15 protein-coding genes are annotated in these 18,303 nt (G+C 42.2%); 7 read left to right on the top strand and 8 right to left on the bottom strand.

Annotated elements, in window-relative coordinates:
* Window positions 1-10 precede the first annotated feature (10 nt).
* A complete protein-coding gene (gspN, locus tag RTN07_RS09075; protein WP_312177589.1) occupies window positions 11-832 on the bottom strand; it encodes a type II secretion system protein N in 822 nt (273 codons plus the stop codon).
* A 370-nt stretch (window positions 833-1,202) separates the two neighbouring features.
* Here gspN and RTN07_RS09070 point away from each other — a divergent pair, with 370 nt between their 5' ends.
* Window positions 1,203-2,243 carry an NADP(H)-dependent aldo-keto reductase gene (locus RTN07_RS09070; protein WP_159675913.1) on the top strand — a complete coding sequence of 347 codons (1,041 nt, stop codon included), beginning with the start codon at window positions 1,203-1,205 and terminating at the stop codon, window positions 2,241-2,243.
* Window positions 2,244-2,376: 133 nt separating this feature from the next.
* On the opposite strand, the gene ssb is transcribed toward RTN07_RS09070, so the two are convergent.
* The 5 genes from ssb to RTN07_RS09045 all read right to left on the bottom strand — a co-directional run bounded on the left by ssb (window position 2,377) and on the right by RTN07_RS09045 (window position 8,494).
* Window positions 2,377-3,036, bottom strand: a complete 660-nt coding sequence (ssb, locus tag RTN07_RS09065) for a single-stranded DNA-binding protein (protein WP_312177585.1) — start codon at window positions 3,034-3,036, stop codon at window positions 2,377-2,379.
* Between the two features lie 125 nt (window positions 3,037-3,161).
* Window positions 3,162-4,526, bottom strand: a complete 1,365-nt coding sequence (locus tag RTN07_RS09060; protein ID WP_312177636.1) for an MFS transporter — start codon at window positions 4,524-4,526, stop codon at window positions 3,162-3,164.
* A 195-nt stretch (window positions 4,527-4,721) separates the two neighbouring features.
* Complete coding sequence (locus tag RTN07_RS09055; protein ID WP_312177583.1) at window positions 4,722-5,711, bottom strand: hypothetical protein; 990 nt, start codon at window positions 5,709-5,711, stop codon at window positions 4,722-4,724.
* Between the two features lie 113 nt (window positions 5,712-5,824).
* The gene (locus RTN07_RS09050; protein WP_312177581.1) at window positions 5,825-6,748 is read right to left on the bottom strand and encodes a hypothetical protein; all 924 of its coding nucleotides are present in this window, start codon (window positions 6,746-6,748) and stop codon (window positions 5,825-5,827) included.
* 3 nt (window positions 6,749-6,751) lie between these two features.
* The gene (locus RTN07_RS09045; protein WP_312177578.1) at window positions 6,752-8,494 is read right to left on the bottom strand and encodes a hypothetical protein; all 1,743 of its coding nucleotides are present in this window, start codon (window positions 8,492-8,494) and stop codon (window positions 6,752-6,754) included.
* A gap of 191 nt (window positions 8,495-8,685) precedes the next feature.
* Here RTN07_RS09045 and uvrA point away from each other — a divergent pair, with 191 nt between their 5' ends.
* From uvrA to RTN07_RS09020, 5 genes are all read left to right on the top strand, one after another.
* On the top strand, window positions 8,686-11,640 hold the full coding sequence (uvrA, locus tag RTN07_RS09040) for an excinuclease ABC subunit UvrA (RefSeq protein WP_312177575.1): 2,955 nt from the start codon (window positions 8,686-8,688) through the stop codon (window positions 11,638-11,640).
* Window positions 11,641-11,858: 218 nt separating this feature from the next.
* Window positions 11,859-12,392 (top strand): chalcone isomerase family protein, encoded by a 534-nt coding sequence (locus RTN07_RS09035; protein ID WP_312177572.1) that lies wholly within the window; start codon window positions 11,859-11,861, stop codon window positions 12,390-12,392.
* An 86-nt stretch (window positions 12,393-12,478) separates the two neighbouring features.
* A complete protein-coding gene (locus tag RTN07_RS09030; RefSeq protein ID WP_065253243.1) occupies window positions 12,479-12,781 on the top strand; it encodes an IS630 transposase-related protein in 303 nt (100 codons plus the stop codon).
* A gap of 31 nt (window positions 12,782-12,812) precedes the next feature.
* On the top strand, window positions 12,813-13,316 hold the full coding sequence (locus tag RTN07_RS09025) for an IS630 family transposase (protein ID WP_007115010.1): 504 nt from the start codon (window positions 12,813-12,815) through the stop codon (window positions 13,314-13,316).
* Between the two features lie 341 nt (window positions 13,317-13,657).
* On the top strand, window positions 13,658-14,758 hold the full coding sequence (locus tag RTN07_RS09020) for a potassium channel family protein (protein WP_312177567.1): 1,101 nt from the start codon (window positions 13,658-13,660) through the stop codon (window positions 14,756-14,758).
* A gap of 8 nt (window positions 14,759-14,766) precedes the next feature.
* Here RTN07_RS09020 and RTN07_RS09015 read toward each other — a convergent pair whose 3' ends face one another.
* Together RTN07_RS09015 and RTN07_RS09010 are read right to left on the bottom strand one after the other, a co-directional pair.
* Window positions 14,767-15,054 (bottom strand): putative quinol monooxygenase, encoded by a 288-nt coding sequence (locus RTN07_RS09015; protein ID WP_312177564.1) that lies wholly within the window; start codon window positions 15,052-15,054, stop codon window positions 14,767-14,769.
* Window positions 15,055-15,199: 145 nt separating this feature from the next.
* Window positions 15,200-16,789 carry an isocitrate lyase gene (locus tag RTN07_RS09010; RefSeq protein ID WP_312177561.1) on the bottom strand — a complete coding sequence of 530 codons (1,590 nt, stop codon included), beginning with the start codon at window positions 16,787-16,789 and terminating at the stop codon, window positions 15,200-15,202.
* A gap of 452 nt (window positions 16,790-17,241) precedes the next feature.
* Here RTN07_RS09010 and RTN07_RS09005 point away from each other — a divergent pair, with 452 nt between their 5' ends.
* Window positions 17,242-18,279 (top strand): LysR family transcriptional regulator, encoded by a 1,038-nt coding sequence (locus RTN07_RS09005; protein WP_007116083.1) that lies wholly within the window; start codon window positions 17,242-17,244, stop codon window positions 18,277-18,279.
* Window positions 18,280-18,303 lie beyond the last annotated feature (24 nt).

Here is an 18,303-nt window from a genome sequence, read left to right as displayed (position 1 = left end):
CGCTGCGTCTCTAATTACCCATACTGGTCAAAGGTTGGCGAATGGACACCACCACACTGTCATCAGCCCCTTTGCCTTGGTACGCTGGCATATTTTTGAGCAGCCGCTGGGTCAATGACACATCGAGCATATTATCTTGGTCAAGATAAAAATCCCCCAATCGCTCGGCTTGCGGTGTAGTAAGGGCTAAATGCAAGCTTTTACCTTGCGCTGCCTTGTTGCTACTATTGGCACCATTGTTGTCTGCTGGCTGCACACTGGCTTTATCTGCGCTTAAGTTGCCTTGCATGGTGGGGAGTTTGATGAGGTAGGTTTTGCCGCCTGTGGGATACCCCAAATCACCGCCTGCCCAATTCATGCTGCCTTTGGCGGTTTGATAACCTTGCTTATTTTTTTCAATTGACACTTCTTTGATGGTAATCGGTGTGTCGGGTAATTGCCAACTGACCAACTGCGCCAATGTGTCATGGCTGATTTTGCCGTTGAAATCATTGGCTTGCCAGCTAGTTTTGTTGAATTTGACCACCCCTTGCAAGTCGGTTTTGCCAGAGCGGATATCGACTGCCATACCCAGTTTGCCCATCAATAAATGCCACGGTTGCCAGCGCCAATCGACACTACCCGCCAGCGGCGTATTGGGGCGCGCATTGATTTGCCAATTGGCTTGACCTTGCCAAAGGTTGCCGGATATTTGCTGCAAGTAAGGGTTGTTTGGGGCAAATTTTTGCAGCAACCACGCTGCAGGTAGCTGAATCAACAAGCTTAAGCAAAGCAAAACCAGACCTACCAGCCACCATAGTTTTGTCGGACGTAATGAATTGACACTTGCCAAACTTGAATACCTTTTTACAATGATTTTTGACACCGATAAAGTGACGCAATCCACAAGCAGATTAATCAACAATCAAATAATTCATGCAGGATAAAAATTGCCATTAGCGCAAAATTTTGAACCCGCTCTGCGCCAACACTCGAATATTTTTCTAACTAAAATGAAACGCTTTATCATAACTGATTTTTATTGCGTTGTAATGTCAATCCATAAAAAATCAAAATTTTGTCAGGCTTGTTTTGGGCGGACTGTTTATTGCGGCTACCTGCCGCACTTACTACAATTTGCAACCGACTTTATCACCATGAGTTTGCTACAATCACCTCACCAAGCCGGTTAAAACTATAATGCAAAACACAAGGAAAATAGCATGCAATTTGATACATTGCCACAACTGGGCGATAGCGTCTCCAAAATTTGCTTAGGCACCATGACCTGGGGACAGCAAAACAGCGAGCAGGATGCCCATGAACAAATGGATTATGCCCTTGCCCAAGGTGTGAACTTTTGGGATACCGCTGAGATGTATCCGTCACCCCCTGATAAAGACAAACAGGGTGATACCGAGCGCTTTATGGGTAGCTGGTTTGCCAAGACAGGCAAAAGAAATGGTGTCGTATTGGCGAGTAAAATCTCTCGCAATGACTTTTTGCGCGATGGCAATACCAAGTTTGATAAAAAAACCATTCGTGCGGCATTAGATAGCAATCTACAGCGTTTGCAAACCGACCATATCGATATTTATCAGCTACACTGGCCAGAGCGTCAGACCAACTTTTTTGGTCAACGCGGCTATACAGAAAGTATGGCGCAGCAAGACACCAAAGAATTGACGCCATTTTTGGAAACCATCGAAGCCCTCAATGATGAAATCAGCAAAGGTCGAATACGCGCTTATGGGCTATCCAATGATACCCCTTGGGGCGTCATGCGCTACTTAGCAGAAGCCGATAAACATGGGCTTGCTAGACCTATCACCATACAAAATCCATATAGTCTACTCAATCGCTTGTATGAAGTGGGACTGGCAGAAATCAGTCACCGCGAGCAAATTGGGCTACTTGCCTACTCACCGCTAGCGTTTGGGGTGTTATCAGGCAAATATTTGGGCGGTAACAAGCCTGCCAATAGTCGCCTGAGCCTTTATAGCCATTTTACCCGTTATTTGAATGAGCAAGCGCAACAAGCCACCCAAGCCTATGCCGAAGTCGCTAAAAAACATCATCTAGATATGGCACAAATGGCACTGGCGTTTGTCAATAGCCGCTCGTTTGTGACTGCCAACATCATTGGGGCAACCACCATTGAGCAGCTAGCCAGCAATATCGCGTCCGTAGACTTGGTATTGTCCCAAGAGGTATTGGCTGATATCGAAGCGGTGCAGACCTTACACCCGAACCCTGCGCCTTAAACCCTGTAACTTAAATCTGCATCTTAGACGCTGCAACTTACTAGCAGGCTACGATCAGAAAAAACGGCATAAAAAATCCCTGCGACAGTGTGACTGTGCAAGGATTTTTTTTAAACCTAGTAAAAATTAAAGTCTAGAACGGGATATCATCATCAACTGCGCCTGGTTTTGGCATTGCCATGGCAGGGTTTTGTTGGGGATTTTGGGCAGGCTGATTATTGCCTGTATTTACCCCTTGTGGCGCTTGGTTGCCATTCATAAATGGATTATTGCCAAATCCTGCATTTTGACCCGCTTGTGGCGCAGCTTGGTTATTAGTTTGGGCATTATTTTGGTTTGGATAGCCGCCAAAATGATTGGGTGCTTGGTTGTAGCCAACTTGATTATAACCACCTTGAGGCTGGTTTTGGTAGGTTGTGCCGGCATTGTTGTTATTAGCAATACCGCCTTGAACGCCACCTGCGGTACCAAGCATTTGCATTTGGTCGGCACGAATCTCTGTGGCATAGCGCTCTACGCCATTTTGGTCGGTGTATTTACTGGTGCGAAGGCTACCTTCGATATAGACTTGGCTACCTTTACGCAGGTATTGCGCTGCAATTTCACCGAGTTTATTAAACAATGAAATACGGTGCCATTCGGTTTGCTCACGGCGCTCACCTGTTTGTTTGTCGTTCCACTGCTCACTTGTCGCCACGGCGATACGCGTCACGCTACCGCCATTGGCAAATTGTTTGACTTCAGGATCTGAACCAAGGTTGCCTACAATGATTACTTTATTTACGCCGCGCATAGAATTTCCTTGATGATTTTTTTGATAACTTTCTTAATGAATTTCTCAATAACGCTATAGTGTTTTTAGCCAAATCTTTGCAGATTTAGCGCAAGTACAATGCCATTACTTTACTAAACTTTGCATCAAATTGCTAGCGTCTGACCGGTAAGATGTGACAAATACTGTCGCGTGTCATCGGTCAATTTTTCTTTATCCAGTTTGAGATAAGCAATGTTTTCTTTTGGCATCATCACTATCTCATCCACGCCGTCAATCGCCAAAATTTGCTGTGACCATGCAGTCGTGTCGATACCTATTGGCAGGGTAATCGTTAGGCTGGTCAAATACGGTGGGGCGGCAATCGGCAAGATAAACAATAACGCAATGACGGTCACGATGGCGAGCACCGTCCATGACAACCACATCGGTTTGGTCAGCAAAATACCGCCCATGGCACCGCCCACAAAAGCACCCAAAAACTGTGCAGATGAGTTAATACCCATTGCCGTCGCTTTGTTGGCAACGGGCGCGCGTTTGGAAATCCAAGACGGAATGGTCGCCTCAAGGCTATTAAAGCCAATGTAATAAACCGCAAGCCCAATAATTAAACCCACAATGGTCTGACTAGCCACCGCCAAAAATACCAATCCCGCCACCAAGGTCGCTAAAGACGCCAAAAACACGGCGCGCATTTGCCGTTTTTTTTCTGCGATGATAATCAGTGGAACCGCAATGATAAAGCCCAATAATAGTAGCGGCAAATACACAAAACCTTGCTGCGCCACCGTCAAGCCGAGCACATCATGAAACTGGTGCGGCAATAAGGTAAACATCGCTGTCATTGACAGATGCAGCGCAAAAATCGCCAAGTGCAACCGGTTAATATCGGCAATTTTTAATACTTCAGCAAACTGTGCTTTAACTGAGTGATTATTGAGATTGTGCTTTAGTACCCGATTTGGGGTGGGCACAATCCACAGTAAGCCAATGGCGAAAATAGCGGACGCCACTGTCACCCAAAACAAGCCTGAAATATCGAGCACATGCGTCAAAATCGGACCGAGCCCAAATGCGACCATTACCGACATGGCAATGGTCAGCCCCATGGTTGCCATCGCTTTGGTGCGATGCTCTTCACGGGTCACATCCGCGAGTAGTGCCATCACCACTGCTGAAACCGCGCCACTGCCGGCAATCAAACGCCCCAATATCACCATATAGATGTCTGTTGATAAGGCGCAAATCGCTCCCCCGAGCGCAAACACCAATAACCCTGCAATGATAATCGGTTTACGCGGATATTTGTCCGCCAAAAAACTCATGGGAATCTGAAAAATCGCCTGCCCTAAGCCATAGATACCAATCGCCAATCCAATCAAAAACGGCGTGGCGTGTGCATATTGTGTTCCATACACTGCAAACACAGGCACAATCATGAATAGTCCGAGCATGCGCAAGGCAAAGATACCGCCCAACCCGGCAATCGCTTTCTTTTCGGATGCATTCATGGAGGAGTTGTGACTCATATTTCTCGACGTTGATTTTACTGACGTTGATTTTACTGACGTTGATTTCACTGACATTGTGGCTCACAAAATTTTGCCAAAAACGGCTTATTATATGCCTAATTTTTATCACAGAGAATTTATTGGCAATAAAAATTATTTTAGCCCCATTATTTTGGCTTTATTGTTTCAGCCCCATTATTTTAGCATTGCGTAAGCGGTTACCATGATGGCTAAAATCACCGCGATAGCAATCATCAGCCACATCACATTTTTTTGGTTGTCAAAAAATCCTTGCGGTGACTGTTTGATAGATGATGATTTTGGGATAGCCACTAGCGTGCCATCTAACGAGCTATGCTTCACTTGGGTGGCGATTTTTTGTTGTTTTTGCGCTTTTTTGGCTTCAAATTGCTGTTGGCGTTGTTGTTTTTGTGCCAATTTTTGCTGTTTGGCTTGTTGTTGTAGTTGGCGCTGTTCTTCAAGCTTAGCCTGTTTTTGTCGCGCTTGTTCGGCAAGTTCTGCTTGTTTACGCGCCGCCTCTTCGATGGCTAACTGCTCAGTTTGCTGCTGCTCGCGAAGCTGTTTGTCGCTATAGCGGGCGTGAAAATCATCCATCACGGCGTTATCAATTTCGCTTAAGATAAAAGGCATTTCATTCATCACTTCAAGCGCATCATGCACATCGACGTCGTACACGCCCGAGGCTTTGGTGGTTTTGCCATCGGCAGTGAGTTTTCTGGGTACTTGGTAATCAGCAAGACGCTGCTGCAAGTGGTTTTCCATTTGTCCGATGGAATCGGTGCGACCTGTCATCGCTAATGCCCAATCGTTGATTTCGGCATGATTTTCGCTATTTAATTGCTGGATGATATTGCTCGCGTTTTCAACAAGGCTGATTTTGGCAAGCAGTTGACTGGGTGAGACGGCGATATAGACCTCCCCTGGGGTGGCTTGGCGTTTGAGCGATGCAATGGCTTGGGGGTTGCATTGTAGGCAGTTGGCTTGTTTGTTTTTGAGGGTGTGACCTTTTGGGCAGGGCGGCACACCGTAAGCAACGAGCGCGCCATTTTCTTTCATTTTGGCTTTGTATTCTTTGCTCGATAGTCCGCTCGCATCAAAGGTTTTTTCAAGTGGGATGTGGTGGCTTTTTAAAAAATCGGTTTGTTCATCAGTTAGGGTTGCCATTTTTATTTTCTCAAATGCTATTAAATATTCCTTTATTAAAGTATAGCAAGGTTTAAGCATTTTATAAAAAATAAAAAATCGCTCGGTTGAGCGATTAATTAATAAGTACATGATTATCGGTACGTTTCAATAATTTTTTCTTGTACGTTTTTATGACCAAAACGTTCTAACTGGATTTTGTCATCTGTTTTGGTAAAATAAAGACGATAGTCTCTACCAGTTCTATACTCATATAAGCCTTTTGTGCTCGTTAGGTATTTGATACGATATGCTAAGGGAGCTTCATCAATGCGTTTCATATAATTTAGAAGGCTAAAGAATAAAATTTTATTAGTACTGTAAACTTCTTTGGCATCCTCAGTGAACTTGTCACTAAGTTTTAAGTTTTGATTGATATCAAAAATTAGATCAAACCCACCAGAAATACGGTTAATTGAGTTACTGGCAGATTCATAGGCTTTGGCAATATCTTCGCCTTTTTTATCTTTTAAATCTTCTACTAACTTATCATAAACTTCTTTTAAAGCAACATATTGATTATTGATTTCTTCATTATTCTTCTTTAAGTCATCAATAGAATCAAGTAATCCTTCACTTTCTAAAAGTTCATAGGCAGATTGCCAATCTTCTCTCTGTGTTGTGGCGTATTCAATTCTTTTTAATACGTGTTTAACAGTTTGTAAGAATTGAGCTTTATGAATAGGTTTAATCAAATGCCCCATTGAGCCATATTTAGCATAATCATATGTTACATCATCGCTGTCTAAACCTGTTGCAACGATAAAATGATTTTGATAATCAGTATAGCCTTCATCTTCTAGAGTTTTTATTAAGTTGAGACTGGTATCGCCCATCCCTAAATCATGATCAAATACAAACAACTCCACTGCCTCATCTTTATCTTTAAAAGTATCAATGACCTCTAAAGCTTCATCTATTGTTTGACATTCATAAGGAATTAAGCCTATTTCACGAATGTAGCTAGCAAACTCATTTGTTATCTCTTTTTGGTCATCTAATAAAATTACATTTCTCATGCTTTATGCCTTCTTAGTCTTTTTAAATAAAAAAATTACTTCAAAACCATTTTCGATGTTTTTCTTTAATACCTTTGCTCTATACATTAATAAATAGGAAGTCACAATTAAACTACCATTACCGCTTAATTTATCGCTATCTGGATTTACTTTTTGAGAAGAATCATAAAGTTTTTCCATAAACTCTTCAGGAACGCCTCCTGCATTATCGATGATTTTTATATAAACATAATTATCATCATAGTTGCCACATTCTATTGCAATTTTTCCCTTAAAAGCCTCCACGCTACGCCTCATTTTTCTTTTTAGTTTATTTAAGGCATATGTTGAATTATAGAGGGCGTTTTTTACTATGGCTCTAATATGGAAAGGATTTGCTTCAATAATTAAAGGCTCTGATCCTACTCGGCTTAAGGTGATTTCAATATCTTTTAAATTTGCTGCGGGTGGTAGCTTGCTGTAAAAATCTTTTATCTCTTCATAAATATCAAATGTACTGATACCTAGATTCGTCAAATGTCTAATATTATCCGTAGTCCAATTAATTGTATTTCTCGAATCAACTAAACCAACGTATAGCTTCGTTAAATCGTGTTCATTAGTTAAGTTTTCATCTCTTAGTAAAGGAGCTTTATTTATATCATGCAAAGCATCTTTGGTATCAAAATGAAGCCTTTGTGCGAGAGCTTCAATAATTAAATTTAGTTTTTGTAGTTCATTATTAATTGGAGCGGTAAATTCACTTTCTAATAAGAATTTATTTGCCATTGCATAATTTGAAATAAATGTATATTTATCTACTAAAACTTCATGTTCCTTAATCAATTTACTCGTTTCTTCTTTGATTTTTACTAACTCAAACTCTTGATTTTTTTTGTTTTGCTCTAAAGCTTGAAACTTTTCTGCTAACTCTTGAAGTTTGTTTAATAGAACTTTTCTTGCGTTTGAAATCTCACTCAATTCAAGTTGTTGTTTGTCTTTGAAATCTCTAAGATTATTAATATCAGATGATAAAGTTGATTTTTCTTCAATTAAATGTTCATTTTCACTTTTGAGTTGAGCAATTGATTTAGTGCTCTCTAGTTTCTCATTCATCCTCTTATTTTGTAACCAGCCAATGCTACATAAAATAAAAAATAACAATAGAGATAATCCAGCATTTTTATCATACATGTAGGCATCGTTTGAAAACTTACCAGTCTGCAATCTTTCGATCCATTTTGTCATTCTAAAGGCTAGAGTGTTTAGTAGTGTTCTTTGCTTCATATCTTGGCGTTCAAGAACGTAAACCCTGCCGATTACTTCACCCTCATTAGTGGTTTGTTTGTCTGCAAAACTGCCTGATTTATAACTTTGTAATAACTTTTCATTATAAAGTGGCGGTGGATTTCGTAGAGGAAACCAAGTTTCTCCTTTCAGTAAGGTGGTATCGTTAAAATTATTCTGGGTGTATAAAATTTTCTGATTCCCACAATCATCTGATAAAAGAGGACAATCTGTGATGACAATATTGAAAACTTTTTTATTAGAATCAATCATACTCTGGATAGTTTGTTTAGATTCATGATTCGTCATGGCTGTAGAGATTTTATAAGGTAAAAATTCTCCAATAATCCCTTTTTCAATATTTAAAACCCTAGTCATTGAGGTTTGGTAAGAAAGAAAAGAAAAATAGCTAATAACAAAAAATATGCCTAAAGAAATTAGGAAAGAAATCAAAATGACTTTAAAAGTTAAATTTTTCATATGTAAATATAAATTACCAACAGAACAAATTTCTATAATTTACTTTAGTTAAAACTATATTTAAAGTAAAAGTTTTATATAATTAATATTTTTAGTTTGAGTAAGAGAATCTTGAAACCATCCCACTCCCCCCCCATTAAATCCCAATATTTCCCCAAAAAACTCACACAAATAAATAGAAGAATCCCAGAATGGCACAGCACGAAGCAATCAAAATCCGTGGGGCACGCACCCACAATCTCAAAAACATCGACATCGACATCCCTCGCGACAAACTCGTCGTCATCACAGGCTTATCAGGCTCAGGCAAATCCAGCCTAGCCTTTGACACCCTATACGCCGAAGGACAACGCCGCTACGTCGAGAGCTTATCGGCTTACGCACGCCAGTTTTTATCACAAATGGAAAAGCCTGAAGTCGATAGCATCGAAGGGCTGTCACCTGCCATCGCCATCGAGCAAAAATCCACCAACCATAATCCCCGCTCCACGGTAGGTACCATTACCGAGATTTATGACTATTTGCGTCTGCTGTATGCCCGTGTTGGCACGCCCATGTGCCCAGAACACCACCTGCCGATGGTCGCGCAAACTGTCACCGAAATGGTCGATACCGTCATGGCATTGCCCGAAGATACCAAGTTGATGATTCTCGCGCGCGTCGTCGATGACCGCAAAGGCGAGCATATCCAGTTGATGGAACAGCTAAAAGGGCAAGGCTTTGTGCGGCTGCGGGTCGATGGCGAAATTTATGATATTGACGATGTGCCACCGCTTGCCAAAACCTTTAAACACACCATTGATGTGGTGGTTGACCGCTTCAAAGTGCGGGATGACTTGGGGAATCGGGTTGCCGAAAGTTTGGAGACCGCCTTACGACTCGGTAGCGACATTGCTATCTTGCATGACATGGACGCTGAGTTTGAGGATAAAATTTTGTCCGCCAAACATAGCTGCCCTGTCTGCGATCGCTCGGTTGCTGAGCTTGAACCAAAATTGTTTAGTTTTAACAACCCCTATGGCGCGTGTCCCGTGTGTGATGGCTTGGGCAAACGCCAATATTTTGCTGCCGAAAAAATCATCGGGCATCCTGAAAAATCGCTCAACCAAGGGGCGATTCAAGGCTGGGATAAACGCCATGCCTACTATTTTGGCTTGCTGACCACCGTTGCCGAGCATTACGGTATTGATATGGAAGCGCCTTGGCAACAACTGGATAAAAAGCACAAAGATGTCATTTTACACGGCTCTGGTAAAGACAAAATGACTTTTAACTTTGTTGATGAACGGGGTCGCAAATCTACCAAAACCGTGCCATTTGAAGGGGTGTTGCCGTATATGGAGCGCCGTTACCGCACCACGCAAAGCAACATCGTGCGAGATGAGCTTGCCAAATACCTTGCCGATGCCACCTGCGATGCTTGTCACGGCTCACGCTTGAACGAAATCGCTCGCCATGTCGAAGTCAGCGACCGGACCGTTGCCGAAATGGTTAAGCTATCGATTGGCGAAGCGATGGCATATTACGAGCAATTAAAACTTGAGGGTGCAAAAGGCGAAATCGCCGCCAAAATTATCAAAGAAATCCGTGAGCGGTTGGAATTTTTGGTGAGTGTGGGCTTGGATTATCTTACCCTTGCCCGCTCTGCCGAAACCCTATCGGGCGGTGAAGCTCAGCGGATACGCCTTGCTAGCCAAATCGGGGCGGGCTTGATGGGCGTGATGTATGTACTCGATGAGCCATCAATCGGCTTGCACCAACGTGACAATGATCGCTTGCTGCAAACGTTGACTCGCTTGCGTGATTTGGGCAATACCGTGATTGTCGTCGAGCATGACGAAGATGCCATTCGTCTAGCCGACCATATCATCGATGTGGGCGTGGGCGCTGGTGTACATGGTGGCAGTATTATTGCAGAAGGAACGGCAAAAGACATTGCCAAAAATCCCGAATCATTAACGGGTCAATATTTATCAGGCAAAAAGAAAATCGCAGTGCCAACCGTGCGTCACCGAGCCAAAATCGCCAATGACGATAAATATGAAAAAATGCAAGACTCCGCCATTCCCTTAACCAAAAACCAAGCGAAAAAAGCGGAAAGCGAGAAAAAAGAAAAAGCCAAAAAAGGTAAAGTCGAAGCCAAACCTTTGATGCTGACTTTAACAGGGGCAAAAGGTAATAACCTTAAAAACGTGACCTTAAACTTGCCGATTGGTGTATTTACTGCCATCACAGGCGTGTCGGGTTCAGGTAAATCGACCTTAATCAACCGCACCTTATTGCCACTAGCGACCACACAGCTCAATAACGCCACTACTCACGTTGCCGAAGAGTTTGACAGTATCACTGGGCTAGAACATTTAGATAAAGTCGTCGATATCGACCAAAGCCCGATTGGGCGTACCCCTCGCTCCAATCCTGCGACTTACACGGGGGTATTTAGTCCGATTCGTGACCTATTCGCCCAAGTACCCGAGTCCAAAGCTCGTGGCTATCAAGCAGGGCGCTTTAGCTTCAACGTGAAAGGCGGGCGCTGTGAAACCTGCCAAGGCGATGGTTTGATTAAGGTTGAGATGCACTTTTTGCCTGATATGTATGTGCCTTGCGATGCGTGTCAAGGCAAACGCTACAACCGTGAAACCCTGGAAATCACCTATAAGGGCAAAAATATCAATGACGTGCTCAATATGACGGTGGAAGATGCGGCGGAATTTTTTGAGGCGATTCCGGCAATTTACCGCCGTTTGCAAGCGCTACAAGAAGTCGGCTTGGGTTATATTCGTTTGGGTCAGTCTGCACCAACCTTGTCGGGTGGTGAGGCGCAACGGGTGAAACTTGCCAAAGAGTTGTCTAAACGTGATACCGGTCAGACCTTGTATGTGCTCGATGAGCCGACGACAGGTTTGCATTTCCATGATATCGCCAAGCTCTTAGACATCTTGCATACGCTACGTGACCGAGGCAATACCGTGGTGGTGATTGAGCATAATCTCGATGTGATTAAGACAGCCGACTGGATTGTCGATTTGGGCCCTGAGGGCGGTTCGGGCGGTGGTGAGATTATCGCTGAGGGCACGCCAGAGGACGTGGCGCAAAACGCGCGCTCGCATACGGGGCGATTCTTAAAACCGATGTTGCAAGCCTAAGTTTGTTACCAGCGTAGGTTTGTTGGAGGCATAAATTTAGCAATAAGGGTTAGTACGTTGTCGTCTAACCCTTTTTTTAACCAATCATCGCTCTATGACTTGCTGTTCATTGATAATACTTTACATTTTGCCCCAATATTTACACAATGAAACGAGATAAGGATATTGCGACATTATCCAGGGACAAAAAAACGTCAAGGAACGATAAGGATGCTAGGATGATTTTATTTAAAGGAAAAACCAACGATCTTGAAACCCTATTTCCCCCTACCCTAAAACTAGATGGTCAAATCTGTGTGCGAAATGGTATTAGCGCTCGCAGTAAATTTATGATTGGTATCTATGATATTGCCTTATACTTGGGTGAAATGACTGAAGATGCCGAAACAGCCATTACTTCACGCTATGCCAAGCAATTGCGCATGGTATCTCGCCGCAATATCAAAGGCTCATTACTGGAAAATGCCTTCAAAGACGGCATCAGAGCGAATAGTAGCGAAGAAGAATATCAAAAAATCGCCTCAGTGATTGATGAGGTGTTCGGTGAGTTGTTTAAAACCAACACCATCAAAGAAGGGGCAATGTTTACGATTGAGTTTTCGCCAGAGCATGGCGTTCGTTTAAATTATGATGAGGTTGGCGATCTTCCTTATATCAAAGAAGAAGGCTTTGACCAAGCTATTCTTCGTGCTTGGTTAGGCGATAATCCTATATCACTTGAGATGAAAAAAGATTTGCTAGGTCAGCACTAATGTTACACTGCTTATTTTTAGACTTCTCATAACGCATAACAAGTTAATCTATAGTTAAAGAAATATAGAAGTGCTACAATAACAAAATGGCATACTCAACCGACTACCGACAAATGATACTGGACAAGCACGAAGCAGGAAGAAGCATTCGTAGCCTTGCCCAAGAATTTAATATCAGCACACGCACTTTACAAAACTGGAAAAAACAACCAGAACGTAAAGTGGTTAAAACTCGTAAAGGCAAAATCGACATGGCTTTACTCAAGCAAGATGTCGAAAAATACCCTGATAGCTACCAACGAGAGCGAGCCGTACGTTTCAACTGCACTCAAAGAGCGATTGGGATAGCCTTAAAGCGGCTTAAAATCACTCAAAAAAAAGATACTTAAACACCCACAGGCAGATGAAATAAAACGTCAAGTGTTTATCGAGCAACTGGCAGACTATCAAAGCAGCAACCGACCTATTATCTACCTTGATGAATGTGGCTTTAAAACTAGTAGCTATCGCCCTTATGCTTATGCACCAAGGGGACAAAAATGCTTTGATAGCTACAACTGGCAGCTAAAAAGTACCACCAATGCGATTGGAGCTATTCATGGTAATCAGCTGTTTGCTGTAGGGCTATACGATTTTAATATTAACGCTGATGTCTTTTATCATTGGACAAAAAATCTGTTATTACCTGCATTGTCACCACATAGCTTGATTGTAATGGATAACGCTAGATTTCACATTCGAGAAGATATTAAAAATCTTATCGAGCAAGCAGGTCATACAATTCTTTGGTTGCCGCCTTACAGTCCTGACCTCAATCCCATTGAACATATTTGGGCTTGGGTTAAAAGGTTAAGACAAGATTGGCGACTTGATGATATCGATAAGCTATTCTTCTACTTTATGTGGATTTGTGGTAGTTTTTAATTTCTTTTACTATAGCTAGTTGATAGTGGCCGTAACTTTTTCACTAGGTTTAATAGGGTTGTATTTATTGCAACCCTATTTTATTGCAACCCTATTTTAAAGATGAATAGCGGCGTTATCGATATGTTTGGCATCATTCATTAGCATAAATCAGTGTTAATCCCTTACCTACCTAGCTTTCTTTGATTCGATAATAAGTAAGTTGGCTTTTTTCATTTTTATCCCAATAGTGGCATTTTTGGTTTGAGCCTTTTATCCTGTGGTCCATGAGGGGTTACTACAATACTATGTTTCTTTTTGAATGGGTATGCTAGTCTAAAGCAAAAAAAATTAGGCAGCTTATGAAACCACTTGCGCAAAAGCCCACTAAACCAACCATATCAACCCGTAACACGCCGCAAACCTTTACCCTCAATAAGCTTGCCAAACCTATCGTGGGCAATGATATTTTTTCGTTGCCGCCTGCTGTGTATGGCACTATCTATTTGACGCTGATTCCGCTATTTGGCTTTTTGTACAGTACCTTGCCAAATATGCAGTTTAACCATGAAAACGTGGGCTTTTTGGAAGCCATGTATTTTAGTACCATCACGGTGACCACCACTGGGTTTGGCGATATTACCCCAACCAATACCTTTACACGGGCGTTTGTGATGATTGAAGCGACCATTGGGGTGGTGTCTGCAGGTTTGTTTTTAAATGCGATTACTTATCAGCGTGAAGAAAACATGAGTAATCTGATGGACGCCTATGAAGCAAGAAAAGAAATCTCTTATGCCTTCGCGCGCCTGCACAGTCATGATAGTTTGATTACGCTTAACATGAATACTTATCTAAACCGGGTTAATCAACTGCTGGGCATAGAATCAGAGCAAACCCCAGTGGCGCAATCTGACCGTGAGGGTCGCGCTAATTTAAACCGCTCGCCTGATTTGCCCGCGGCGCCTGACGCCAAAGTCCCTCAGCAGCTTATTGGTATTCATGAGCCTATTCCCGAAACGCTAGCATTTACTAATTTACAGCACTTATTTAATGCCTCGGCACGCTTGACCGATGACCCGCGCAAGCCGTTGATTTGGTACTATTATCAAGCTTTGGATGAATTGGTCAATAGTATTGAAAATTTGGTGCGTGAAACCGAAACTTATCGCTGGGCAGATTTGGAGTCGATTTGTATTCAATATTTAAGTGATATCAAATCCTATGACTCCAGTAGTTATGTGCTCGCGGAGCCAAGCTTTGAGCAACAACTTGCGGATATCCAAGCCCAGCGCCAGCAAGACATGTTACTTATCAGTGAATATCCAAGTGATAAAGCGGTTGAGCTGTCGAACGAAAATAGTTTAAACCCGTATATTATTTTGTTTATGGGTATTCAAACCACCCTTGATTTTATCAAAGAATTCCAACTTCGCTATCAAGAAATTATGCAGACAATTTAATCGGGCTTTTAGTCCATTAAAGTCATAACATTGACATCAAGCGCTTGGCTTGTCACTGCTGAAAGTTTTTCTACTGCTTCCCTAAAGTGCAGTTGTTTCATATGACTTTGCAAGTCTTCCATAGATTGCCACTGTTCAATAAAGGTATAGGTATTTTCTTGACCCTGTACACTGCCACAGTTATAAGAAATACAGCCTTTATCACTTTTTGAAGCTTTGATTAAATCTTTAACAACGGTTTCAAATTCGTTTTTTTTATCTGCTTTCACTTGAGCAATGGCATAGACGGCTATCATCATTTCTTCCTTTTTTTAATGCTTAATTTTTATCTTTAAATATTACTTTTACTAGGTTTGCGTGCATAAAAAAACACCCCACTAAGATAGCAGGGTGTTGTCTTGGTTTATACTAAATTTTGTAACTAACTTTTAACATAACAGATTAGTGACCAAATTGGTTAGCGGTGTTTTTCGCACCACCGGCTTTAAGCGCGTTCTCACCAGAGAAGATTTCTTTGTGATCATCGCCGATGTCAGAACCTGCCATGGCTTGGTGTTTAACTGCCGCAACGCCTTCGCGAAGTTCTTTACGTTGTACTTCTTCAACGTATGCTAGCATACCTTTATCACCGAAGTAACCTTTTGCCAACTGGTGCGTACTTAATGCCGCAGTGTGGAAAGTAGGTAGGGTGATCAAGTGGTGGAATACACAGGCTTCACGTGATGCATCAGCTTGGAAGGTGCGCGCTAGCTCATCAGCAGCAGTATTCAACTCAGTGTTGTCGTAGTCAGCAGACATTAAGTTTGCTTTGTCGTAAGCTGAGATGTCTTTGCCTTCTTTTTCCCATTTTGCGATCACTTGTTTACGGAAGTTAAGCGTCCAGTTGAATGATGGGCTGTTGTTGTAAACAAGCTTAGCGTCTGGCACTTGCGCAGCGATACGGTCGGTCATTGATTTGATGTGCGCGACGTCTGGCGTTGGTGTTTCAATCCATAGTAGATCAGCACCGTTTTCAAGGGCAGTCACACAGTCAAGTACTACGCGGTCAATGTTGGTGCCTTCGCGGAATGAGTACAAGCCGTTTGGCATACGAGTTGGGCGAACCAATTTGCCATCACGTTTTAATAGCACATCGTACTCGCTTGCATTTTCTAAAGTCACTTCTTCAACTTCTAAGAAGTCTAAGTATTGTGAAGCAAGGTCGCCTGGCTCACGTGACACAGGAAGTTTTTGCGTTAATGATGCACCTTCAGAGTCAGTACGGGCAACGATGATACCGTTGTCAATGCCAAGCTCTAAGAACGCATAACGAATCGCGTTAAGTTTTGCGATGAAGTCTTCGTGTGGTACGGTGACTTTACCATCTTGGTGACCACATTGTTTAGCATCTGATACTTGGTTTTCAACTTGGATAGCACAAGCACCGGCTTGGATCATTTGTTTGGTGAGCAAGTAAGTCGCTTCTTCGTTACCAAAACCTGCGTCGATGTCGGCGATGATTGGCACGATGTGTGATTCAAAGTTGTTGATTTTGTCTAAGATGGCTTTAGTGTCTTGACCTGCTTCTTGCGCCGCATTTAATTCACGGAAGTAATCGTTTAATACTTTTTCGTCCGCTTGACGTAAGAAAGTGTAGATTTCTTCGATTAATTTTGGCACAGCGGTTTTTTCGTGCATAGATTGGTCAGGTAGTGGACCAAATTCTGAACGAAGGGCAGCAACCATCCAACCTGAAAGGTAGATATATTTACGTTCAGTAGTACCGAAGTATTTTTTTACCGCATACATGGTTTGTTGACCGATAAAGCCATGCCAGGCACCAAGAGACTGGGTGTATTTTGATTTGTCAGCATCATAAGCTGCCATATCACGACGCATGATGTCGGCAGTGTATTGAGCGATTTCTAAACCTGTTTTGAAACGGTTTTGGATAACCAAACGCGCAGCATCATTTTCGCTGATGTTTTTCCAGTTACCATATTTGGCTTTTAGTTCGCGGATATGGTCAATCGCTGAAACGTAAGTTGACATAGCAGTCTCCTATTGAGGACGGTGGGATAAAAAAACTTAGGATGATTGTTGTGTTGTAATAAAAGTAAAAGTCTTAAATAAGCCAATATTTAGCGAGCGTTAAACACCGAAAATATGAATAATGTTTAAGACACAAACTAAATATCCAAAATAGTCTAACAATTTTTTTAACAAAATACGTGATATTTCTTACAGTGATATTAAATAGTCTGTTAAAATTAAGAATTCTATTTTGGCACTAATAAAGCTTTAAGTTGGCTTAAATAATGGAATGAATGCACTATACCCTTTAATTCATAATTTAGCTATTTAATGATTCGTATCTTTAGTATTTATTTAAAATATAGTATAATACAATCAATAACTTAAATTTTATCACTAGGTTTTACCCCTGTTAAAACTAGCGGTTTTAGCCTTTTTTTCTTAACTTTTAACTAGGCAAACAGTAATTTATGGATTTACAACGTGTGGATTTGAACCTTTTGGTGCATCTTGATGTGTTACTTCGAGAAAAAAACGTCACCAGAGCCTCTGAGCAACTCGGCATTACCCAACCAGCCATGAGTAATATTTTACGTCGTTTGCGTAAGTTGTTTAATGATCCCTTGTTGATTCGCTCATCTGAAGGCATGACGCCGACGGAGCGGGCGCTTGAATTACAGCCGCGCGTACGCGAATTGTTAGCGGATTTAACTCAGTTATTAGAGCCGCGTACTGAGTTTCGTCCTTATACCTCAAGTCGTGTGTTTCGGATTATGACGTCAGATTATGCCGAAGCGACGCTGGTGCCTAGGCTAGTTAAAGCGCTGCGCAGTGAAGCCCCAAACGTGATTTTGGACTTTTTGACGCCTTCAGATGTGTCGTATCGAGATATGGAACAAGGGCGTGTTGATTTGGCGATTAATCGTTTTAACGAGGTACCGCAAAGCTTTCACCAAGTGCTGATTTGGCGTGATACTTTTAGTTGTTTGTTGTCGGCTGATAGTCCGTATGTCAATCGCTTTAACCTCAAAAATTATCTTAAAGCTCAGCACGTTTGGGTTTCTAAAACAGGCATGGGTGTGGGTTTTGGGGTGAATCCCGAAAAATCTGGTGGACTTGGCTCAATTGATGCGGCGTTACAACGTCTCGGTCAAAAACGTCAAATCAGTGTCTTTACCCGTCATTATCAGATGCCTGCGATGCTCACCGCCAATAAAGACTTAATTGCTACACTACCGACTCGGGTGGCGCGCATGCAAGCAAATAATGATGATATCGTGATTAAAGAGCCGCCATTTTTTATTCCAGAGTTTGAATTGACGATGGCGTGGTCGCCGCTATTACAGCATCACCCTGCCCATCGTTGGTTACGTCAGTTGATTCAGCATGTGTCGCGACAAATCATCGCCGAAGAGCGCATCAAGTATCCGCTACAAACTGCGATTCAAGACGGTTCGCTGCATACCCAGCCCATTGATTTGGTTGAAATTGACCCTGATCGTCAATGAAGGATGGTCAGACAAGCTGCTTAT

Origin of the sequence: Moraxella sp. CTOTU46934 (assembly GCF_031979465.1) — a bacterium.
In the GTDB taxonomy this organism is placed as follows: domain Bacteria; phylum Pseudomonadota; class Gammaproteobacteria; order Pseudomonadales; family Moraxellaceae; genus Faucicola; species Faucicola tetraodonis.
This window is presented reverse-complemented; position numbering and strand designations above follow the sequence as displayed.